Source organism: Chryseobacterium sp. PTM-20240506 (assembly GCF_048296755.1).
Lineage (GTDB): Bacteria > Bacteroidota > Bacteroidia > Flavobacteriales > Weeksellaceae > Chryseobacterium > Chryseobacterium proteolyticum.
Genome location: NZ_CP182581.1, coordinates 2,963,937 through 2,979,720, shown reverse-complemented (window position 1 = coordinate 2,979,720; position 15,784 = coordinate 2,963,937). Strand labels below are relative to the sequence as shown.

Here is a 15,784-nt window from a genome sequence, read left to right as displayed (position 1 = left end):
ATAGATTGGAATAATCCAATAACGGTTGAATTTTTTATGAAAAAATATATTTTAGGTCTTTTTGCCATAGCTGTAATTTCATCATGCGCGAGTCAGCAGGAAAAAGCATTGAAAAGTGCTGATAAAGCCTTCATCTTAAAAGCAGCTAATGAAAATTTTGCTAAAAAGAAATGGAAAAACGCTTTGGCTCTTTATGACAGGCTTGCTAACCTAGTTGCAGGGACTGATGACTTTCCGAATGTTGGATTTAATACGGCTTATGCAAACTACTATGATAAGAACTATAAGTTGGCAGGACACCAGTTCAAAAACTTTGCAGTAAGTTTTCCAAAAGACCCGAGAGCTGAGGAAGCAGCGTATATGTCTGCACTATGTTACTATGAAGGATCTATGGATTATAACCTGGATCAGTCAAGTACTGAGTTGGCAGTCAATGAATTGCAAGACTTCCTTAACAACTATCCAAATTCTGAAAGATCTAAAAATATCAACCAGCTTATTGATGAGCTGACTTATAAACTGGAATTTAAATCCTACGAAAACGCAAGACAATACTATAAAATGGGTGATTATAAATCAGCCACTGTTGCCTTGGAAAACGTATTGGAAGATTTTCCAAGTACAAAGCTTCGTCCGAAAATCTATGATTATATGATGAAGTCCCGTTATTTGCTTGCACAAAATTCGGTATACGGACTTAAAGAAGAACGTATTGAAAGTGCAATAGCATTCACAAGGCAGGTAGAAAAAGAGCTTCCGAACACAGAATATTCTAAAACAGCAGTAGATCTTAGAGAGAAGCTGGATAAAGAAAAGCAAAACTTTGCAGTTGTTAAGAAGCAGACAGAAGCCAGATTGGCAACATTAACAGCAAGGCAAAAGAAAGAAGCTGAGAAGCTGGAAGCACGAACAAAGACCGATCAGCAGATCAAAGATCAAGTCGCTACAGAAAAGAAAGCATTGCAGATTCAGAGGGATAGTGCTGCGTTACAAACACCTCCTCCGGCTGCCACTTTCAAAATCAAAAGATAATTCGTAAATTTGCCACCTTATAAATAAATAATTTTCTCAAAATGAGTGTAAAAGATACAAAAGCAGAAGTAAATACAATTACTTACGATAAAGACAAGATTGAAGATAAAGTAGGTTCAATCTATGAAGCTATTGTTATCATGGGAAAGAGAGCAGAGCAGATTAATGCAGAAATTCGTACTGAATTGCATAATAAATTAGATGAATTTGCTGTTCACAATTCTACATTGGAAGAGGTTTTCGAAAACAGAGAGCAGATTGAGATCTCCAAACATTACGAAAAACTTCCAAAACCAACTTCTATTGCAATTGAAGAATGGTTGAACGAAGACGTGTACTTCAGAAAAACTGAAGAAAGAAAATAAAAATCATTTGTATTTTTTATAAATGAAGGTCATAAGGGAATAATTTCTTTATGACCTTTGTCGTTTGTAAACCTGTTGTGGGAAAAAATAAGTAATTTAGTGTTTTAAAAAATTAAAACTAAATGAGTGTTTCCGGAAAAAAGATTCTTATTGCCGTTTCTGGAGGAATTGCTGCTTACAAAATTCACTTTTTGATAAGAGACTTTATAAAAAATGGTGCGGAAGTGCAGGTTATTATGACTCCTGATGCCGAACATTTTGTTACTAAACTAAGCCTTTCTACATTATCCAGGAAGCCTGTATTTACTGATTTTTATAATGAAAATGGGAGTTGGAACAGCCATGTTGAATTGGGATTGTGGGCGGATGTAATGATCGTTGCTCCCTGCACTGCAAATACGTTGGCCAAAATGACCCATGGGATGTGTGATAATCTGGTGCTGGCTACATATATGTCTGCGAAATGCCCAGTTTTTATTGCCCCTGCAATGGATCTTGATATGTACGACCACCCAACTACAAAACAAAACTTGGAACTAGCTGAGGATTTCGGACACTTTGTTATTCCGGCAGAAAGCGGAGAGCTTGCAAGTGGTCTAGTGGGCCAGGGAAGAATGGCGGAACCTGACACTATTTTCAAAACCGTTGATAACTTTTTTGCTGCAGCCGGTGACAATACAATTTTCAAAGGAAAAACAGTTTTGATCACGGCAGGTCCTACCTATGAAGCTATTGATCCTGTCCGGTTTATAGGAAATCATTCTTCCGGTAAAATGGGGTTTTCATTGGCTGAAGAAGCCGCGAAGAGAGGTGCTAAAGTGATTCTTGTATCCGGTCCAAGTTCTCAGGTTATCCACTCTCCTAATATAGAGCTGCATAAAGTGGTTTCCGCGAAAGAAATGCTTGATAAAGTATTTGAATTTTATGAAAATGCAGACATTACAATAGCAAGTGCTGCTGTAGCGGATTATGCCCCGAAAGAGGTCGCCAGGGAGAAAATCAAAAAGAACGATGAAAATCTTACAATAGAATTGGTGAAAAATCCGGATATCCTTAAAACGATGGGAGAGAAGAAAACTCGTCAGTTTTTGGTTGGGTTTGCTCTGGAAACTCAGAATGAAGAGGAAAATGCTAAAGGAAAACTGGAGAAGAAGAATCTTGACATGATTGTGCTCAATTCACTTCGTGATCCAGGAGCAGGATTTAAAAATGATACCAATAAAATAAGGATATTTACCAAAACAGAGAGGAAAGAATTTGATTTGAAATCAAAAGAGGGTGTAGCTAAAGATATTCTGAATTTCGTTGAGGATCAACTTTTAAAATAATTTTAATAAATTTCCGTTCTCAATTTTTAATAGATAATGAAAAAACTAATAGGTTTATTTTTACTGCTCTTCATATATAACGTCAGCTTTTCTCAGGAATTACTGTCTACCGTGCAGGTAAATTCTCAACAGTTGGGAGGAAGTAATCAGCAGGCGTTTAAAACGTTGGAAAAAAGTCTTAAAGATTTTATTAATAATACCAGCTGGACGGGAAAAAAGCTTCAGAATTTTGAAAAAATAAAATCCAATTTTGCGATTGTATTAACTTCCAAAGATGGAAACAAATATGGGGGAAATATTGTTGTTCAGGCAGTTCGTCCCGTTTATAATTCGAATTATGAATCTCCGCTCATCAACTTGCAGGATACCAATTTCGAATTTGAATATGTTGAAAATGAAAACCTGATATTCAACGAAAGGCAATTCTCGGGTAAAAATCTTATTGACGTCATAAGCTTCTATGTATACCTTGTTTTAGGTTATGATGCTGATAGCTTTCAATCAATGGGAGGGACACAATGGTTTGCAAAAGCACAGCAAATCGCACAGAATGCACAAAACAGAGGATACAAAGGCTGGGCACAGATCGGAAGTGAGGGGCCAAGAACCAGAGGTGTCCTGATCAGTCAGCTAACAGGTCCTAACTTAAGTCAGTTGCGCTCCATATACTATACTTACCACAGAGCCGGATTAGATAACTTATACAACCAGGATCAGACACAGCCTAAGAAAATTATATACGATGCACTGATGCAATTGAAAACGTATGAAAATAGTTTCCAGCAGAATTATGCATTGAATCTTTTCCTTGAAGTAAAGAATGATGAAATTTTTAATATTTTCAACTCTAACAACAACGGAGGAATAGTTTTAAATGATCTTAAGCAGATGATGATGGTTTTTGCACCTAAGTTTAATGATAAATGGAATAAGTGGAAATAAATTTTAAGAACATAAATATCTTGAATTCTTAATTCTAAAATTTATATTTGCAGTACTAATCTGCTGGAAATTTATGCTTTCGAAAATCTTTATTAAAAACTTTGCTTTAATCGATACTCTTGAAGTTTCTTTGCACAACGGATTGCAGGTGATTACCGGTGAAACGGGTGCTGGGAAATCGATCATACTGGGTGCTTTGAGGCTTATTTTAGGAGAAAGAGCAGATCTGAAATCTATTTCTAAAACAGAAGAAAAAAGTATTGTAGAAACCGAATTTTCTCTGGATAACCAGTTTAAAAAATTCTTTATAGAGAACGATCTGGATTATGAGCATCAGACCATTATCAGAAGAGAAATCCTGCCATCCGGAAAGTCGAGGGCTTTCATTAATGATGTTCCTGTGACTTTGGATGTTTTAAAAGAACTTTCTTCCCAGCTGATTGATATTCATTCCCAATTTGAAACTTCCAATCTATTTACCTCGGAATATCAGTTTAAAATCATAGACGGACTTTCTGAAAACAAACAGCTGATTTCAGATTATCAATACGAGTTTTTAGAATTTCAAAGCTTAAAAGCGCAACTTAAAAAACTGCAAATTCAGCTTTCTGAAAACAACAAAGAAAGTGATTACAAATTATTTTTACTGAATGAGCTGGAAGATCTGAAACTGGATGATATTGATTATGAAGAATTACAAAGCCAGCTTTCGATTCAGGAAAATGCGGAAATGATTTCTGATAATCTTGTTCAGATTTTATCAAGATTTCATCAGGAAGAAATAGGGATTTTATCCTTTTTTAATGAAGCTAAAAATAAGCTTTCAAAAATTGCAGATATTTCGCATAGCTTTTCTGAACTCGATAGAAGGCTTGATGAATCATTCGTGGAAATAAAAGATATCATCTCGGAGCTTGAAAATGAATCTGAAAAAATTGAAATCAATCCTGAAAATCTGGCATTGCTTTCTGAACTTAATAACAAGCTGAATGCATTGCTTTTAAAGCACAATGTTGCAGATGTCAGCGAATTGAAAGAAATCAGGGATCAGCTTGCAGGTGAACAAAAAGGAGCGTCCGAACTGGAAGGCCTGATCAGTGAAATTAAGGAAGATATATTAAAGAAAGAAAAATCGCTTCTATCCCTTTCTGAAAAACTTTCCAAGAACAGGAAAAAAAGTATTCCTGTATTTATCAAAAAAGCAGAAGAGCTTTTAAAGAAATTAGGACTTGAAAAAGCAAAAGTAGATATAGAGCTAGAGACAGTACCGGATTTTAATGCTTTTGGTAAAGAAAATATCCAGCTTTTATTTCAGGCTAATTCAGGATTTCCTTTACGTCCTATTCAGACGGCTATTTCCGGAGGAGAAAGATCAAGAGTAATGCTTGCTGTAAAAAAGATTATTGCCGAAAGTGATGATCTTCCTACGCTTATCCTAGATGAGATCGATACCGGAGTTTCTGGAAAAGTTGCTGAAGAGATAGGAAATCTGATGCGAGAAATGTCAAAAGACATGCAGCTCATTGTGATTTCTCATTTGGCACAAGTAGCGGCCAAAGGAAATAATAATTACAAAGTGGTAAAGCAGGATGTTGCAGGAAGGACACAATCTACAATTATCCCGTTAAATGAAGATGAAAAGCTAAATGAAATTGCCCAATTGCTTTCTGGAAGTAAGATTACCGAAGCGGCTTTAGCACAGGCCAAAGAGCTTATAGGCTGAGTTTTGTAACATTTTTTACATTATATTTACTAATGTAAAAAAAAGGTTATGTTTTTAAAATTCCTCAGGTTAGAAATCAAGAGTTTTTTTCGTGGTACTTCCGTTGGGATTAACATGGCAATGAAGATCCTTCGTTTTATGGGGATTCTTTATTTTATGGCATGTTTAGCAGGTGGAGCATTCGCAGCTTTCTTTTATGTACAGGAAGAGCTTCATCAGGATCCCTTAAAAATAGTTTCAAGATTTTTAATTATAGGATGGATTATCGACCTTGCTGCCAAATACATCTGGCAGGAAATGCCTACTCAGAACATCAAGCCCTTTCTTACCCTGAATATTTCAAAGAAAACATTGGTTAATTATATGCTGGTAAAGACATTTCTGTCTGCATTCAGCTGGTTTAATTCTCTTTTCCTGATTACCTTTTCTTTGATCGCCTTATTCAATGGATACGGGTTTTTAGAAATTTTTGGGTGGTTCATAGGGGTCTCTTCTCTTTTTTACCTAAATAATTTTATTAATATATTTTTCAATGATAAAGAAAAGATTGCCATTGCAGTAGCGATTGTTTTTGGAGCTTTTGCTTTGTTGAACTATTACCAGATTATTCCTGTTTTATCTTATTCAGAAACGGTGTTTTATAGCTTTTATGAAAAACCGGATTATGCAGTAATCGCCTTTGTTTTGTTTCTAGTATTGTGGTGGTTATGCTTTAATCATATCCGTAGGGAATTTTATCTTGATCAGGGACTTGAAGCTAAAAAAACGATTGGTAAAACAGAAAATATCGCCTTTTTGAATAAGTATGGCGCATTAGGAACTTTTATCAATAATGACGTAAAAATGCTCAGAAGAAATAAGGTAACAAAAGGTATTTTATTGGGAAGTTTCTTTTTTGTTTTTTATGGTCTTCTGATGCTGGTCTCTCCGGTATATAAGACTCCGGCTATGATGATGTTCATGGGATTGTTTGTAACAGGCGGCTTTCAGTTTTTATTTGGACAGAGAGTTCCTGCATTCGACAGTTCTTATTATCCGTTGATGATGACCTTAAATGTGCCCTATAAAGAATATCTTAAAGCCAAATGGTGGCTCATGAATATTATAACCTCTCTGTCAATGGTGCTTGCAGCATTTTATGTGTATTTCGGATGGGAAATATATATCACCTTTTTAGCGGCAGGCCTATATAATATGGGAGTTAACTCACAATTTACATTATGGTCAGGAGCGTTTAATAAAACGCAGATCGATCTTAATTCAAAGGAAAAAAGAATCGGCCAAAAAAATAGTTTTAATTTAAAAGCAATGTTATTGCTGATACCTAAAATGTTGTTGCCCATGGCTGTTTTTGCTATCTCTAAATATTCTTTCGGGATCACAGGAGGCGTAATCAGCATTGCAGTTTTAGGCGTGATTGGCTTCTTGTTCAGAGAAAAGATCTTTGATATCATTGTGAGGCACTATAAAAGAGAAAAATACAGTACACTAGAGGCATTTAAAAATAAAGATTAACAGAATGATCACAATACATAATTTATCCAAAACATACGGTACAGCTACTGTTCTAAACATTGAAAACCTTGAAATCCCTCAGGGAGAAACTTTTGGGCTGGTTGGAAATAATGGTGCAGGAAAAACGACACTCTTCAGTCTGATGCTGGATCTTATTCAGCCGACAACAGGCTTTGTGAGCATTGATGGTATCAAAGTAAACGAATCTGAAGCATGGAAAAGTAAAGTTTCTGCGTTTGTAGATGATACGTTTTTAATAGGCTATCTAACACCCGAAGAGTACTTCTATTTTATCGGTGAACTGCGCGGGCAAAACAAAGCCTCTGTAGATGAGTTTTTAAAACCGTTTTATGATTTGTTTAATGGAGAAATCCTTAACTCCGGTAAATATGTCCGGGATCTGTCAAAGGGTAATCAGAAAAAAGTGGGAATTGTGGGAGCGATTATCGGAAGTCCGGAGATCATTATTTTGGATGAACCATTTGCCAACCTGGATCCTTCAACCCAAATAAAGCTTAAAAACCTGATCAAAGAACTCTCCAAGCAAGAAGGAGTTACTTTTTTGATATCCAGTCACGATTTATCGCATACAACCGAAGTGTGCAACAGGATTGTGGTGGTTAATAAAGGAAAGATGGTTAAAGACATTCAGACTAATCCGGAGACGCTGCGTGATCTTGAGCAGTACTTTGCGGATCAGGTTTCCCTATAATTTTAATTTTAAAACAAAATACAAATGAATCAAGAGTCACAGAACGTTACTGATTATCCTAACAGTAACACTATTTTTATGGTGTGGAAGCTACAAGAGGGCCCTCAATTGAAAAAAATATTTCAGCAACTATGCGCTTTGGTTTTAAATCTTAACAATTCTGTTTTCAACAGATTTCCGGATAGCAGAGCAAGCTGTATTATGGCGATTGGATATGAAGCATGGAAAAAACTGGATCTCCCAACACCACTTCCTAAAGAATTAGCCAATTTCGAAGAAATAAAAGGGGTAAAACATACTGCTGTTGCTACTCCCGGCGACCTGCATTTTCACTTAAGGGCAAACAATAAAAGTATTTGCTTTGATATGGCCATTGAGATATCAAAATTATTAAGCTCCGTTGCTGAAAGTATATTGGAAATTCATGGATTTAAATATTGGGATGCCAGGTCAATTTTAGGGTTTGTAGATGGAACCGAAAATCCGCACGGAGAAGACCGTGATTATTTTGCAAAAGTAGGAGACGAAGATTTAGCCTATAAAGGGGGAAGCTATCTTTTTGTTCAGAAGTACCTTCACAATATGGATGCATGGAAAGGACTTTCGACTGACGAACAGGAAAAAGTGATCGGAAGGTCAAAGGAAAATGACATTGAGATGTCTGATTCCGTAAAACCATCTAATTCCCACATTGCTTTAGCCAATATTGAAGGTGAAAATGGTGAAGAATTAAAAATCGTTAGAGATAACATGCCATTTGGGAATCCATCAACCAATGAATTCGGAACTTATTTTATCGCATATGCAAGCACCTTTACAACAGTGAAAAAAATGCTTACCAACATGTTTATTGGCGATCCGGCAGGGAATTATGACAGGATTTTAGATTTTAGCACTGCTAAAACAGGGACATTATTCTTTGCTCCAACCCGAGATATGCTGGACGCTTTTTCGGGATAAAATACGGATCAACTGTTATTATATTTATCAATTAAAATAAAAAAATATTTTTTGGTGTAACCTTTTTGAAATCCTGTTGTCTTTAAAGTAGAAACTAATCTTAAATGAAACTTTTGTTTGGAAATAAAAAAGAGGATTTGCTTAGCCGCCTGAAAAAACAGGATGCGGCTGCCCAGAAATTCTTTTATGATCAAAATGTAAAAAAATTTCTAAGTGTAAGCAAAAGCTACGTCAGTGATCTGTATCAGGCAGAAGATTGCCTTATCAGAGCATTTTGCAAGATTTTTCAACATATTGAAAGTTTCAGAGGAGATGGTAACCTTGAGGGATGGGCAAGAAGAATTGTTGTTAATGAATGTTTAAACTTTATCAAAAGCCGTAAAACCGTTTTTTACCTCGATGAAATCAACCAATCTTTCATGGATGAAAGCAATGAAGAGGAGCTAGTATTTGATTTTAATGCCCAGGAGCTCTTGGATCAGTTGCCGGATGCATATAAAATGGTTTTTAACCTTTATGTTTTGGAAGGATACTCTCATCAGGAGATTGCCGATACACTACAGATCTCCGTAGCCATGAGCAAGACGCAATTATTCAGAGCAAAAGAGAGATTAAGAAAAATTTACTTTCAACAACAAAAAACACTAAAAAATGAACACTATTAAAAATAATTTTGAAAATCAGATCAGAAAACAAATTGAAGAAAGGGAAATAAATCCTTCCAGAGATTTGTGGTCTGAAATTCAGAATCACACACAGAATAATCGTCCAAAATCAAAACTTAACTGGTTATTGGTTGCAGCGTGTCTTATCCTGCTTTTCAGTTTAGGCTCTGTTCTGGTATTTTACAATAAACAAAAGCCTTCAGAAGTTCAGATTACAGAAAGAAAAATACCTTCCGGTGCAAAGAAAGTGATAAGAGAAGTGGTAAAAGAATCTCCGGCAATGGTGCTACAGGATGTAAAAAAGAAGGACGAGACAAAGAATACTGAACCATCTGAGAATTTAGGGGCCCCTGAGGCAGTTGTATCCAGAGATAACAAAAAATTACCGGTCATTAAAGAAAACACTTCTGAGTTAGTACCTGTTATTATAGAAACACCTCCTGCCAAAATTATTGCACAGACGGATTCTGCAAAGGTACCGGCTGGCAGGAAAAGATATGTTGACCCCTCAACATTGCTTTTTTCGGTTGAACATAAAGATGCCATTGAAAAGACCAAAGGCAAAAGTAATGTTGCGACTATCGATCTGAACGGCAAATAATAATTTTAACGATAAAAAAATAATAATACTATGATCAAGAAATTTATCCTGATAGGATTCGTGTGCCTTTTTTCTGCCACAGCATATGCACAGAAAAAGCCTACGTTTAATCTTCCTTCAAAAGAAGAATCCGATGTGAGTCCTATGGTCAAGGAAAAAGTAGAAGAATATGCTACAGAGATTAATACAATTATTCAGGAGGAGAAAAAACTTATGGAAGCTGAGCTTTTAGATCTTCAGAGCAAAGGACTCGAAAAGAATGAGTTTAATAAGCAGAAAGCAGACATTGCAGATCGCTTTTCAGAAAAAATTGACCAAAGGATACGGGATTTGGGTTTTGACCTCGATATGGTGATTCAGAAACAGGTGAGGTATTCACTTCTCAATACTGATGTTACTTCCAAGGAAGAACTAAGGGCGAAGCTTTTGAAGAAGTTCAGGCCGACAAGAAGTTTGGATGGTTATTTCTCTTATGGAGTAATGACGCTTACAAATAATTTGTCCGATAATGACCTCGATAAGCATATGGGATATTCCAATAATCTGGAATTCGGCTTTAAATTTAACTATCAATTTAGCAGAACCAGTCCATGGGGTCTTATTTCCGGTGTTGGATTTTCCTGGAGAACACTGCGTTTGGATGATAATATGATTTTTGCAAAGGATGCCAATTCGAATGTCCATTTGCAGAAATATCAGGGAAGTATAGATAAAAGTAAGTTGAGAACGGGCTATATCATGATTCCTCTGGGTTTGCAGTATAATTTTTCAAAACTTAAAAGTGCAGGAATGGATATTCAGTACAGAGACTATAATAAGGGATTCAAGGTTGGAGCTAATGTGTATGGAGGGATAAAAATGTCGAGTAATAATATCTTCAAAGGAGACGGATTCGACTCGAGAGACCGTGCGAATTACCAGGTCAATCCTTTCGTATATGGTGGTCAGGTTACACTTTCCTATAACGATTTCAGTATTTTTGTAAAGAAGGATTTCAGCAATTTCTTTAAAGATGATACTTTTAAAAATGATAAAGCACTGATTTTTGGAGTAGCCCTTTGGTGGTAAGAAAACACATATATTTATATAAATCTATTGAACAAAGGCCGGAAAATGATTTTCCGGCCTTGTTTATGAAATTACATTGGCGGTTCTTCCGAACACATGTCTGCTTCTACAAAGCACATTCCAGAAGTACATGGATTTCCTGAAGGTGCGGATAAGCAGCAGCCATGATATCCGTTGTAAATGATGTGACGGGTTCCACTCGGACAAGTATGTCCACCCACTATTTTCTTTAAATTTTCTCTGTTAAGCTTTGCAAGATTTTTCATAGTTATTAGTTTAAATATTTATGTATCACTAATTTATGAAAAAAAATAATCAGAAGATCAGTGCTTAAATGCTTAAAACAAAAGCCTTAGATTTCTCCAAGGCCTTTCTGTTTGTTACTTTAAGCTTCCGACCATGTCTTCCGGTTTTACCCACTCATCAAATTGTTCAGCGGTTAAAAGTCCTAGATTAACGGCTTCTTCTTTTAATGTTGTTCCGTTTTTATGGGCTGTTTTTGCAATTTTAGCTGCATTTTCATAACCAATATGGGTATTTAAAGCAGTTACCAACATTAAAGATTTATCAACAAGCTCTTTAATTCTCTCATAATTAGGTTCAATTCCAACAGCGCAGTGGTCGTTAAATGAAATGCATGCATCAGCAATTAACTGAGCTGACTGAAGAAAATTATACGCCATAACAGGCTTGAAAACGTTTAGTTCGTAATTTCCCTGGGTCCCGGCGAAGGAGATGGTAGTGTCATTTCCTAAAACCTGCGCACAAACCATAGTTAAAGCTTCATTTTGAGTAGGATTTACCTTTCCGGGCATGATAGATGATCCCGGTTCGTTTTCAGGAATATGAATTTCCCCAATCCCGGAACGGGGTCCCGAAGCTAATAATCTTACATCCTGGGCGATCTTAAATAGTGATACGGCCAATTGTTTTAAGGCTCCATGGGATTCCACTATGGCATCATGGGCAGCAAGTGCCTCGAATTTGTTTTCCGCAGTTATAAAAGGATGATTGGTAAACTTTGCAATATATCCCGCTACAGCTACATCATAACCTTTTGGAGTGTTAAGGCCTGTTCCTACTGCAGTTCCTCCTAAAGCTAATTCAGAAAGATGCGGAAGAGTATTTCGTAATGCTCTGAGACCGAATTCCAGTTGAGCTACATAGCCTGAGAATTCCTGTCCAAGAGTAAGAGGAGTAGCGTCCATTAAATGGGTCCTTCCGATTTTTACGACATTTTTAAAAGCATTAGCTTTTTCGGCTAACGTATTTTTTAGTTTTTCAACCGCAGGAATGGTTACTTCAATTACTTTTTTATAGGCAGCAATATGCATTGCGGTAGGATAGGTATCATTGGAAGATTGAGACTTGTTCACATCATCATTCGGGTGAATTTCAGATTTATCACCAAGTGTTCCGCCATTATTAACATGAGCCCTATTTGATACTACTTCATTGATATTCATATTCGATTGTGTTCCGGAGCCTGTTTGCCAGATAACCAATGGAAACTGATCATTGAGCTTTCCTTCCAGAATCTCATCACAAACCTTCGCGATCATATCTCTCTTTTCAGCAGCAAGAACTCCCAGATCGGTGTTGGCATAAGCGGCTGCCTTTTTCAGATAAGCAAAAGCTTCAATAATTTCATGAGGCATTGAACCTTCCGGTCCGATCTTGAAATTGTTTCTGGATCGTTCGGTCTGCGCTCCCCAGAATTTATCAGCAGGTACCTGCACTTCGCCCATGGTGTCTTTTTCTATTCTGTAATTCATTGTGGTTGAAATTTTTATAAAGTTAAAGATAAACTATAAAATTCACAATTTATAATGGTTATAAATATGAAAGGTTATTGGTGATTTTACTCATGTTTTTTTAAGTATGTTTTATTTTTGCATAAAGAAAAAATTGAATGGAATTTAGATATCAGGATCCGTATCCGATTCAGAAAGATGATACGGTTTACAAGAAGCTTACATCAGACTATGTGAAAGTAGAACAACTTGGAGAAAGAGAGATTTTAACAGTAGATCCTAAAGGATTGGAGTTATTGGCTGAAGAGGCAATGGCTGATGTTTCTTTTATGCTTCGTTCTTCTCATCTTGAAAGCCTTAGAAGAATTATTGATGATCCTGAAGCTACTGATAACGATCGTTTTGTAGCGTACAACTTATTACAGAATGCTGCCGTTGCCGTAGAAGGAGCCCTTCCTTCCTGCCAGGATACCGGAACTGCTATTGTAATGGGGAAAAAAGGAGAAAATGTGTATACAGGAGTAGATGACGGGGAGTATTTAAGTAAAGGAATATATAATACATATCAGAAGAGAAATCTGAGATATTCACAAATCATTCCTTTGAATATGTTTGACGAGAAGAATTCGGGGTCAAATTTACCTGCTCAAATCGATTTATATACCAAAAAGGGAAACTCTTATGAGTTTTTATTTTTAACAAAAGGAGGTGGTTCAGCAAATAAGACCTTCTTATATCAAAAGACCAAATCTTTACTTAATGAAAAATCTCTTGAAGAGTTTATTAAGGAGAGAATTTCAGATCTTGGAACCGCTGCATGTCCACCTTACCACCTTGCTTTGGTCATTGGAGGAACATCTGCGGAAGCTAACCTGGCAGCAGTGAAAAAAGCTTCAGCTAAATATTACGATGATCTTCCTACTTCCGGAAATGAAGGCGGACAGGCATTCAGAGATCTTGAATGGGAAGCTAAGGTTCAGAAGATTTGTCAGGAAAGTGCAATTGGGGCTCAGTTTGGAGGAAAATACCTAACACATGATGTAAGGGTGATCAGACTTCCTCGTCACGCAGCTTCTTGTCCTGTAGGAATGGGAGTTTCATGTTCAGCAGACAGAAACATTAAAGGTAAAATTACCAAAGAGGGTATCTTCCTTGAACAACTGGAAGAAAATCCTAAAAGATTTTTGCCTGAAACAGCGCCCCACCTGGAAGAGGCCGTTGAGATCGATCTGAATAAGCCAATGCCGGAAATTCTGGCTGAGCTTTCCAAATACCCGATCAAAACCAGATTAAAGCTAAACGGAACTTTAATTGTGGCAAGAGATATTGCCCATGCGAAAATTAAAGAATTGATCGACAGTGGAAAACCGATGCCTGAATATTTTAAAAATCATCCTATATATTATGCAGGACCGGCAAAGACCCCAGAAGGGATGCCTTCCGGAAGTTTTGGCCCAACAACAGCCGGAAGAATGGATGTATATGTAGATGAATTCCAAAAAAACGGAGGAAGCATGATTATGCTGGCCAAAGGAAACCGCAGCAAGGATGTAACAGATGCTTGTAAAAAGTACGGAGGTTTCTATCTCGGTTCTATCGGAGGTCCTGCGGCTATCCTTGCCAAAGACAATATTCTTTCCGTAGACGTAGTTGATTTCCCGGAATTAGGAATGGAAGCGGTAAGAAAAATAGAGATCAAAGACTTCCCGGCGTTTATCATTACAGATGATAAAGGGAATGATTTCTTTGCAGATCTTGCGCATTAATTAGTTTAAAATCAAAATAAATAATAAAATAGAGCCTGTATCTTTTGTGTAAAAAGGAAAAAAGTTCTATTTTTGCCTAAAATATATAAGAAAAATGATGTTATCAGCATTTTGGCCGTTTTATCAGTTCCTTTGGACCATCTATTTTGTAACAATGTTCCTGGTAGGATTCTGGTGTATCTTTATGTTTTTTGGATTAGTAATCCCAATGTGGTTAAGCGAAGGTTTGATGGAATACTTCGGTAAAGTAAAGCCTTTCGATCCGGAAGATATCAGAAGAAAAAAAGTATATGAGCAGGAAGGAGTAGAGGTAATCTTCAGCGAGCCTAAAGGTAACGGCCCTTTCTTACACGATAGTCACGGACATCATTAATTGATTGTCATTGCTTTTCCGCCTTAATTCCGGGAAAGTGATATCAAAGCAAAACAACATATACAAAACCACTTAATCTGATTAGGTGGTTTTTTTATTTACTGGTTTCTCAATTTCTCCGGAGAAAGTCCGAATTTCTTTTTGAAGGCCCTTGTAAAGTTCTGTACATATTCATATCCACATTCTATAGATATTTCCTTGATCATGATCTCCTTGTTGATGATCATTTTTTTTGCCTTAAGCATTCTGAGGTCTGAGATATAATCTGTTATGGTCATATTATACTGGGACTTGAAGGCTTTTCGAATGCTATTCTGATTAATTCCTATAATCTTGCCGATTTCTTCTACCCTGATATTTTTATGGAAGTTTTCATCCACAAATCTTTTAATGGCTGATGCGGTTTTAGGAGAGATTTCATTTGTTTTTTTTTCAACAAACTGTTCAATCATTAAAATCAGGAGTTTGATTATTTTAGCTTCGATCAGTAATTTTTGCGTAATTCCTTTTTTGGGATTGCTTAATATTTCCTTGACGATCATATGCATTTCCACTGTCATAAGTGGTGGAGTTTCCTTATGAAGAAATATATAATTATTATTCACCATTTTTTTTAAGATATCTGCGCTTTCGTGGTCAGATTCAGGTTGAATCAGTTTTTCCATATACTGATAAGTAACCTGAATTTGGAGATATTTTAGTTTTTCGGGATTTTCTGTCCAGAGTAATGAGGTATTTTCCTGGGAGGAATAATGTAATATATATTGATTTTTTTTGAATAAAAACCTTGTTCTACAATCCTGGGCCTCCAGATAGATGCCTTGACTAAGTAAAAAGAGAAGATTGAAGGTATTTTGACCCTCAGTCATAATTGATTTCGAGGATTGTTCGGGGCAAACTTCTTCCTGTATTATTTTAAAGTCTGCGGATCTGAATAATAATCCTTTTTTAGATTGTTGCTTCATGTGGCAATCTCCTTA

16 protein-coding genes are annotated in these 15,784 nt (G+C 36.4%); 13 read left to right on the top strand and 3 right to left on the bottom strand.

Annotation, left to right across the window (positions count from 1 at the left end):
* Positions 1-36 precede the first annotated feature (36 nt).
* The 11 genes from ACNFU2_RS13140 to ACNFU2_RS13090 all read left to right on the top strand — a co-directional run bounded on the left by ACNFU2_RS13140 (position 37) and on the right by ACNFU2_RS13090 (position 10,911).
* Positions 37-1,032 (top strand): outer membrane protein assembly factor BamD, encoded by a 996-nt coding sequence (locus ACNFU2_RS13140; RefSeq protein ID WP_172281372.1) that lies wholly within the window; start codon positions 37-39, stop codon positions 1,030-1,032.
* 41 nt (positions 1,033-1,073) lie between these two features.
* On the top strand, positions 1,074-1,397 hold the full coding sequence (locus ACNFU2_RS13135) for a DNA-directed RNA polymerase subunit omega (RefSeq protein WP_034681463.1): 324 nt from the start codon (positions 1,074-1,076) through the stop codon (positions 1,395-1,397).
* A gap of 122 nt (positions 1,398-1,519) precedes the next feature.
* Positions 1,520-2,725, top strand: a complete 1,206-nt coding sequence (gene coaBC / locus ACNFU2_RS13130; RefSeq protein ID WP_273650106.1) for a bifunctional phosphopantothenoylcysteine decarboxylase/phosphopantothenate--cysteine ligase CoaBC — start codon at positions 1,520-1,522, stop codon at positions 2,723-2,725.
* Positions 2,726-2,761: 36 nt separating this feature from the next.
* Positions 2,762-3,667, top strand: a complete 906-nt coding sequence (locus ACNFU2_RS13125; protein ID WP_172281366.1) for a DUF4835 family protein — start codon at positions 2,762-2,764, stop codon at positions 3,665-3,667.
* Between the two features lie 73 nt (positions 3,668-3,740).
* Entirely contained in the window at positions 3,741-5,390 is a 1,650-nt protein-coding gene (locus ACNFU2_RS13120) for a DNA repair protein RecN (RefSeq protein WP_306613049.1), read from the top strand.
* 48 nt (positions 5,391-5,438) lie between these two features.
* Complete coding sequence (locus tag ACNFU2_RS13115) at positions 5,439-6,905, top strand: DUF5687 family protein (RefSeq protein ID WP_418121980.1); 1,467 nt, start codon at positions 5,439-5,441, stop codon at positions 6,903-6,905.
* A gap of 4 nt (positions 6,906-6,909) precedes the next feature.
* A complete protein-coding gene (locus tag ACNFU2_RS13110; protein WP_273650103.1) occupies positions 6,910-7,617 on the top strand; it encodes an ABC transporter ATP-binding protein in 708 nt (235 codons plus the stop codon).
* A 24-nt stretch (positions 7,618-7,641) separates the two neighbouring features.
* Complete coding sequence (locus ACNFU2_RS13105) at positions 7,642-8,577, top strand: Dyp-type peroxidase (RefSeq protein WP_306613046.1); 936 nt, start codon at positions 7,642-7,644, stop codon at positions 8,575-8,577.
* A 104-nt stretch (positions 8,578-8,681) separates the two neighbouring features.
* Positions 8,682-9,242: an RNA polymerase sigma factor gene (locus ACNFU2_RS13100; RefSeq protein ID WP_306613044.1), complete on the top strand. Its 561-nt coding sequence runs from the start codon at positions 8,682-8,684 to the stop codon at positions 9,240-9,242.
* Positions 9,229-9,843 carry a hypothetical protein gene (locus tag ACNFU2_RS13095; RefSeq protein ID WP_273650098.1) on the top strand — a complete coding sequence of 205 codons (615 nt, stop codon included), beginning with the start codon at positions 9,229-9,231 and terminating at the stop codon, positions 9,841-9,843. The genes ACNFU2_RS13100 and ACNFU2_RS13095 overlap by 14 nt, the downstream gene beginning before the upstream one ends.
* 30 nt (positions 9,844-9,873) lie before the next feature.
* The gene (locus tag ACNFU2_RS13090) at positions 9,874-10,911 is read left to right on the top strand and encodes an outer membrane beta-barrel protein (RefSeq protein WP_172281352.1); all 1,038 of its coding nucleotides are present in this window, start codon (positions 9,874-9,876) and stop codon (positions 10,909-10,911) included.
* Positions 10,912-10,982: 71 nt separating this feature from the next.
* On the opposite strand, the gene ACNFU2_RS13085 is transcribed toward ACNFU2_RS13090, so the two are convergent.
* Complete coding sequence (locus tag ACNFU2_RS13085) at positions 10,983-11,177, bottom strand: hypothetical protein (protein WP_172281350.1); 195 nt, start codon at positions 11,175-11,177, stop codon at positions 10,983-10,985.
* A 114-nt stretch (positions 11,178-11,291) separates the two neighbouring features.
* Positions 11,292-12,686, bottom strand: a complete 1,395-nt coding sequence (gene fumC / locus ACNFU2_RS13080; RefSeq protein ID WP_273650095.1) for a class II fumarate hydratase — start codon at positions 12,684-12,686, stop codon at positions 11,292-11,294.
* A gap of 137 nt (positions 12,687-12,823) precedes the next feature.
* On the opposite strand from fumC, the gene ACNFU2_RS13075 reads away from it, so the two are divergent.
* Positions 12,824-14,431 carry a fumarate hydratase gene (locus tag ACNFU2_RS13075; RefSeq protein WP_273650094.1) on the top strand — a complete coding sequence of 536 codons (1,608 nt, stop codon included), beginning with the start codon at positions 12,824-12,826 and terminating at the stop codon, positions 14,429-14,431.
* 94 nt (positions 14,432-14,525) lie between these two features.
* Positions 14,526-14,804 (top strand): hypothetical protein, encoded by a 279-nt coding sequence (locus ACNFU2_RS13070; protein ID WP_172281344.1) that lies wholly within the window; start codon positions 14,526-14,528, stop codon positions 14,802-14,804.
* A 98-nt stretch (positions 14,805-14,902) separates the two neighbouring features.
* On the opposite strand, the gene ACNFU2_RS13065 is transcribed toward ACNFU2_RS13070, so the two are convergent.
* Positions 14,903-15,769 (bottom strand): AraC family transcriptional regulator, encoded by an 867-nt coding sequence (locus tag ACNFU2_RS13065; RefSeq protein WP_306613039.1) that lies wholly within the window; start codon positions 15,767-15,769, stop codon positions 14,903-14,905.
* Between the last annotated feature and the right edge of the window lie 15 nt (positions 15,770-15,784).

Bases quoted from the DNA above. Each gene is read 5' to 3' on its own strand.
- ACNFU2_RS13140 (WP_172281372.1), top strand. From the start codon at position 37: ATGAAAAAATATATTTTAGGTCTTTTTGCCATAGCTGTAATTTCATCA.
- ACNFU2_RS13135 (WP_034681463.1), top strand. From the start codon at position 1,074: ATGAGTGTAAAAGATACAAAAGCAGAAGTAAATACAATTACTTACGAT.
- coaBC (WP_273650106.1), top strand. From the start codon at position 1,520: ATGAGTGTTTCCGGAAAAAAGATTCTTATTGCCGTTTCTGGAGGAATT.
- ACNFU2_RS13125 (WP_172281366.1), top strand. From the start codon at position 2,762: ATGAAAAAACTAATAGGTTTATTTTTACTGCTCTTCATATATAACGTC.
- ACNFU2_RS13120 (WP_306613049.1), top strand. From the start codon at position 3,741: ATGCTTTCGAAAATCTTTATTAAAAACTTTGCTTTAATCGATACTCTT.
- ACNFU2_RS13115 (WP_418121980.1), top strand. From the start codon at position 5,439: ATGTTTTTAAAATTCCTCAGGTTAGAAATCAAGAGTTTTTTTCGTGGT.
- ACNFU2_RS13110 (WP_273650103.1), top strand. From the start codon at position 6,910: ATGATCACAATACATAATTTATCCAAAACATACGGTACAGCTACTGTT.
- ACNFU2_RS13105 (WP_306613046.1), top strand. From the start codon at position 7,642: ATGAATCAAGAGTCACAGAACGTTACTGATTATCCTAACAGTAACACT.
- ACNFU2_RS13100 (WP_306613044.1), top strand. From the start codon at position 8,682: ATGAAACTTTTGTTTGGAAATAAAAAAGAGGATTTGCTTAGCCGCCTG.
- ACNFU2_RS13095 (WP_273650098.1), top strand. From the start codon at position 9,229: ATGAACACTATTAAAAATAATTTTGAAAATCAGATCAGAAAACAAATT.
- ACNFU2_RS13090 (WP_172281352.1), top strand. From the start codon at position 9,874: ATGATCAAGAAATTTATCCTGATAGGATTCGTGTGCCTTTTTTCTGCC.
- ACNFU2_RS13085 (WP_172281350.1), bottom strand. From the start codon at position 11,177: ATGAAAAATCTTGCAAAGCTTAACAGAGAAAATTTAAAGAAAATAGTG.
- fumC (WP_273650095.1), bottom strand. From the start codon at position 12,686: ATGAATTACAGAATAGAAAAAGACACCATGGGCGAAGTGCAGGTACCT.
- ACNFU2_RS13075 (WP_273650094.1), top strand. From the start codon at position 12,824: ATGGAATTTAGATATCAGGATCCGTATCCGATTCAGAAAGATGATACG.
- ACNFU2_RS13070 (WP_172281344.1), top strand. From the start codon at position 14,526: ATGATGTTATCAGCATTTTGGCCGTTTTATCAGTTCCTTTGGACCATC.
- ACNFU2_RS13065 (WP_306613039.1), bottom strand. From the start codon at position 15,769: ATGAAGCAACAATCTAAAAAAGGATTATTATTCAGATCCGCAGACTTT.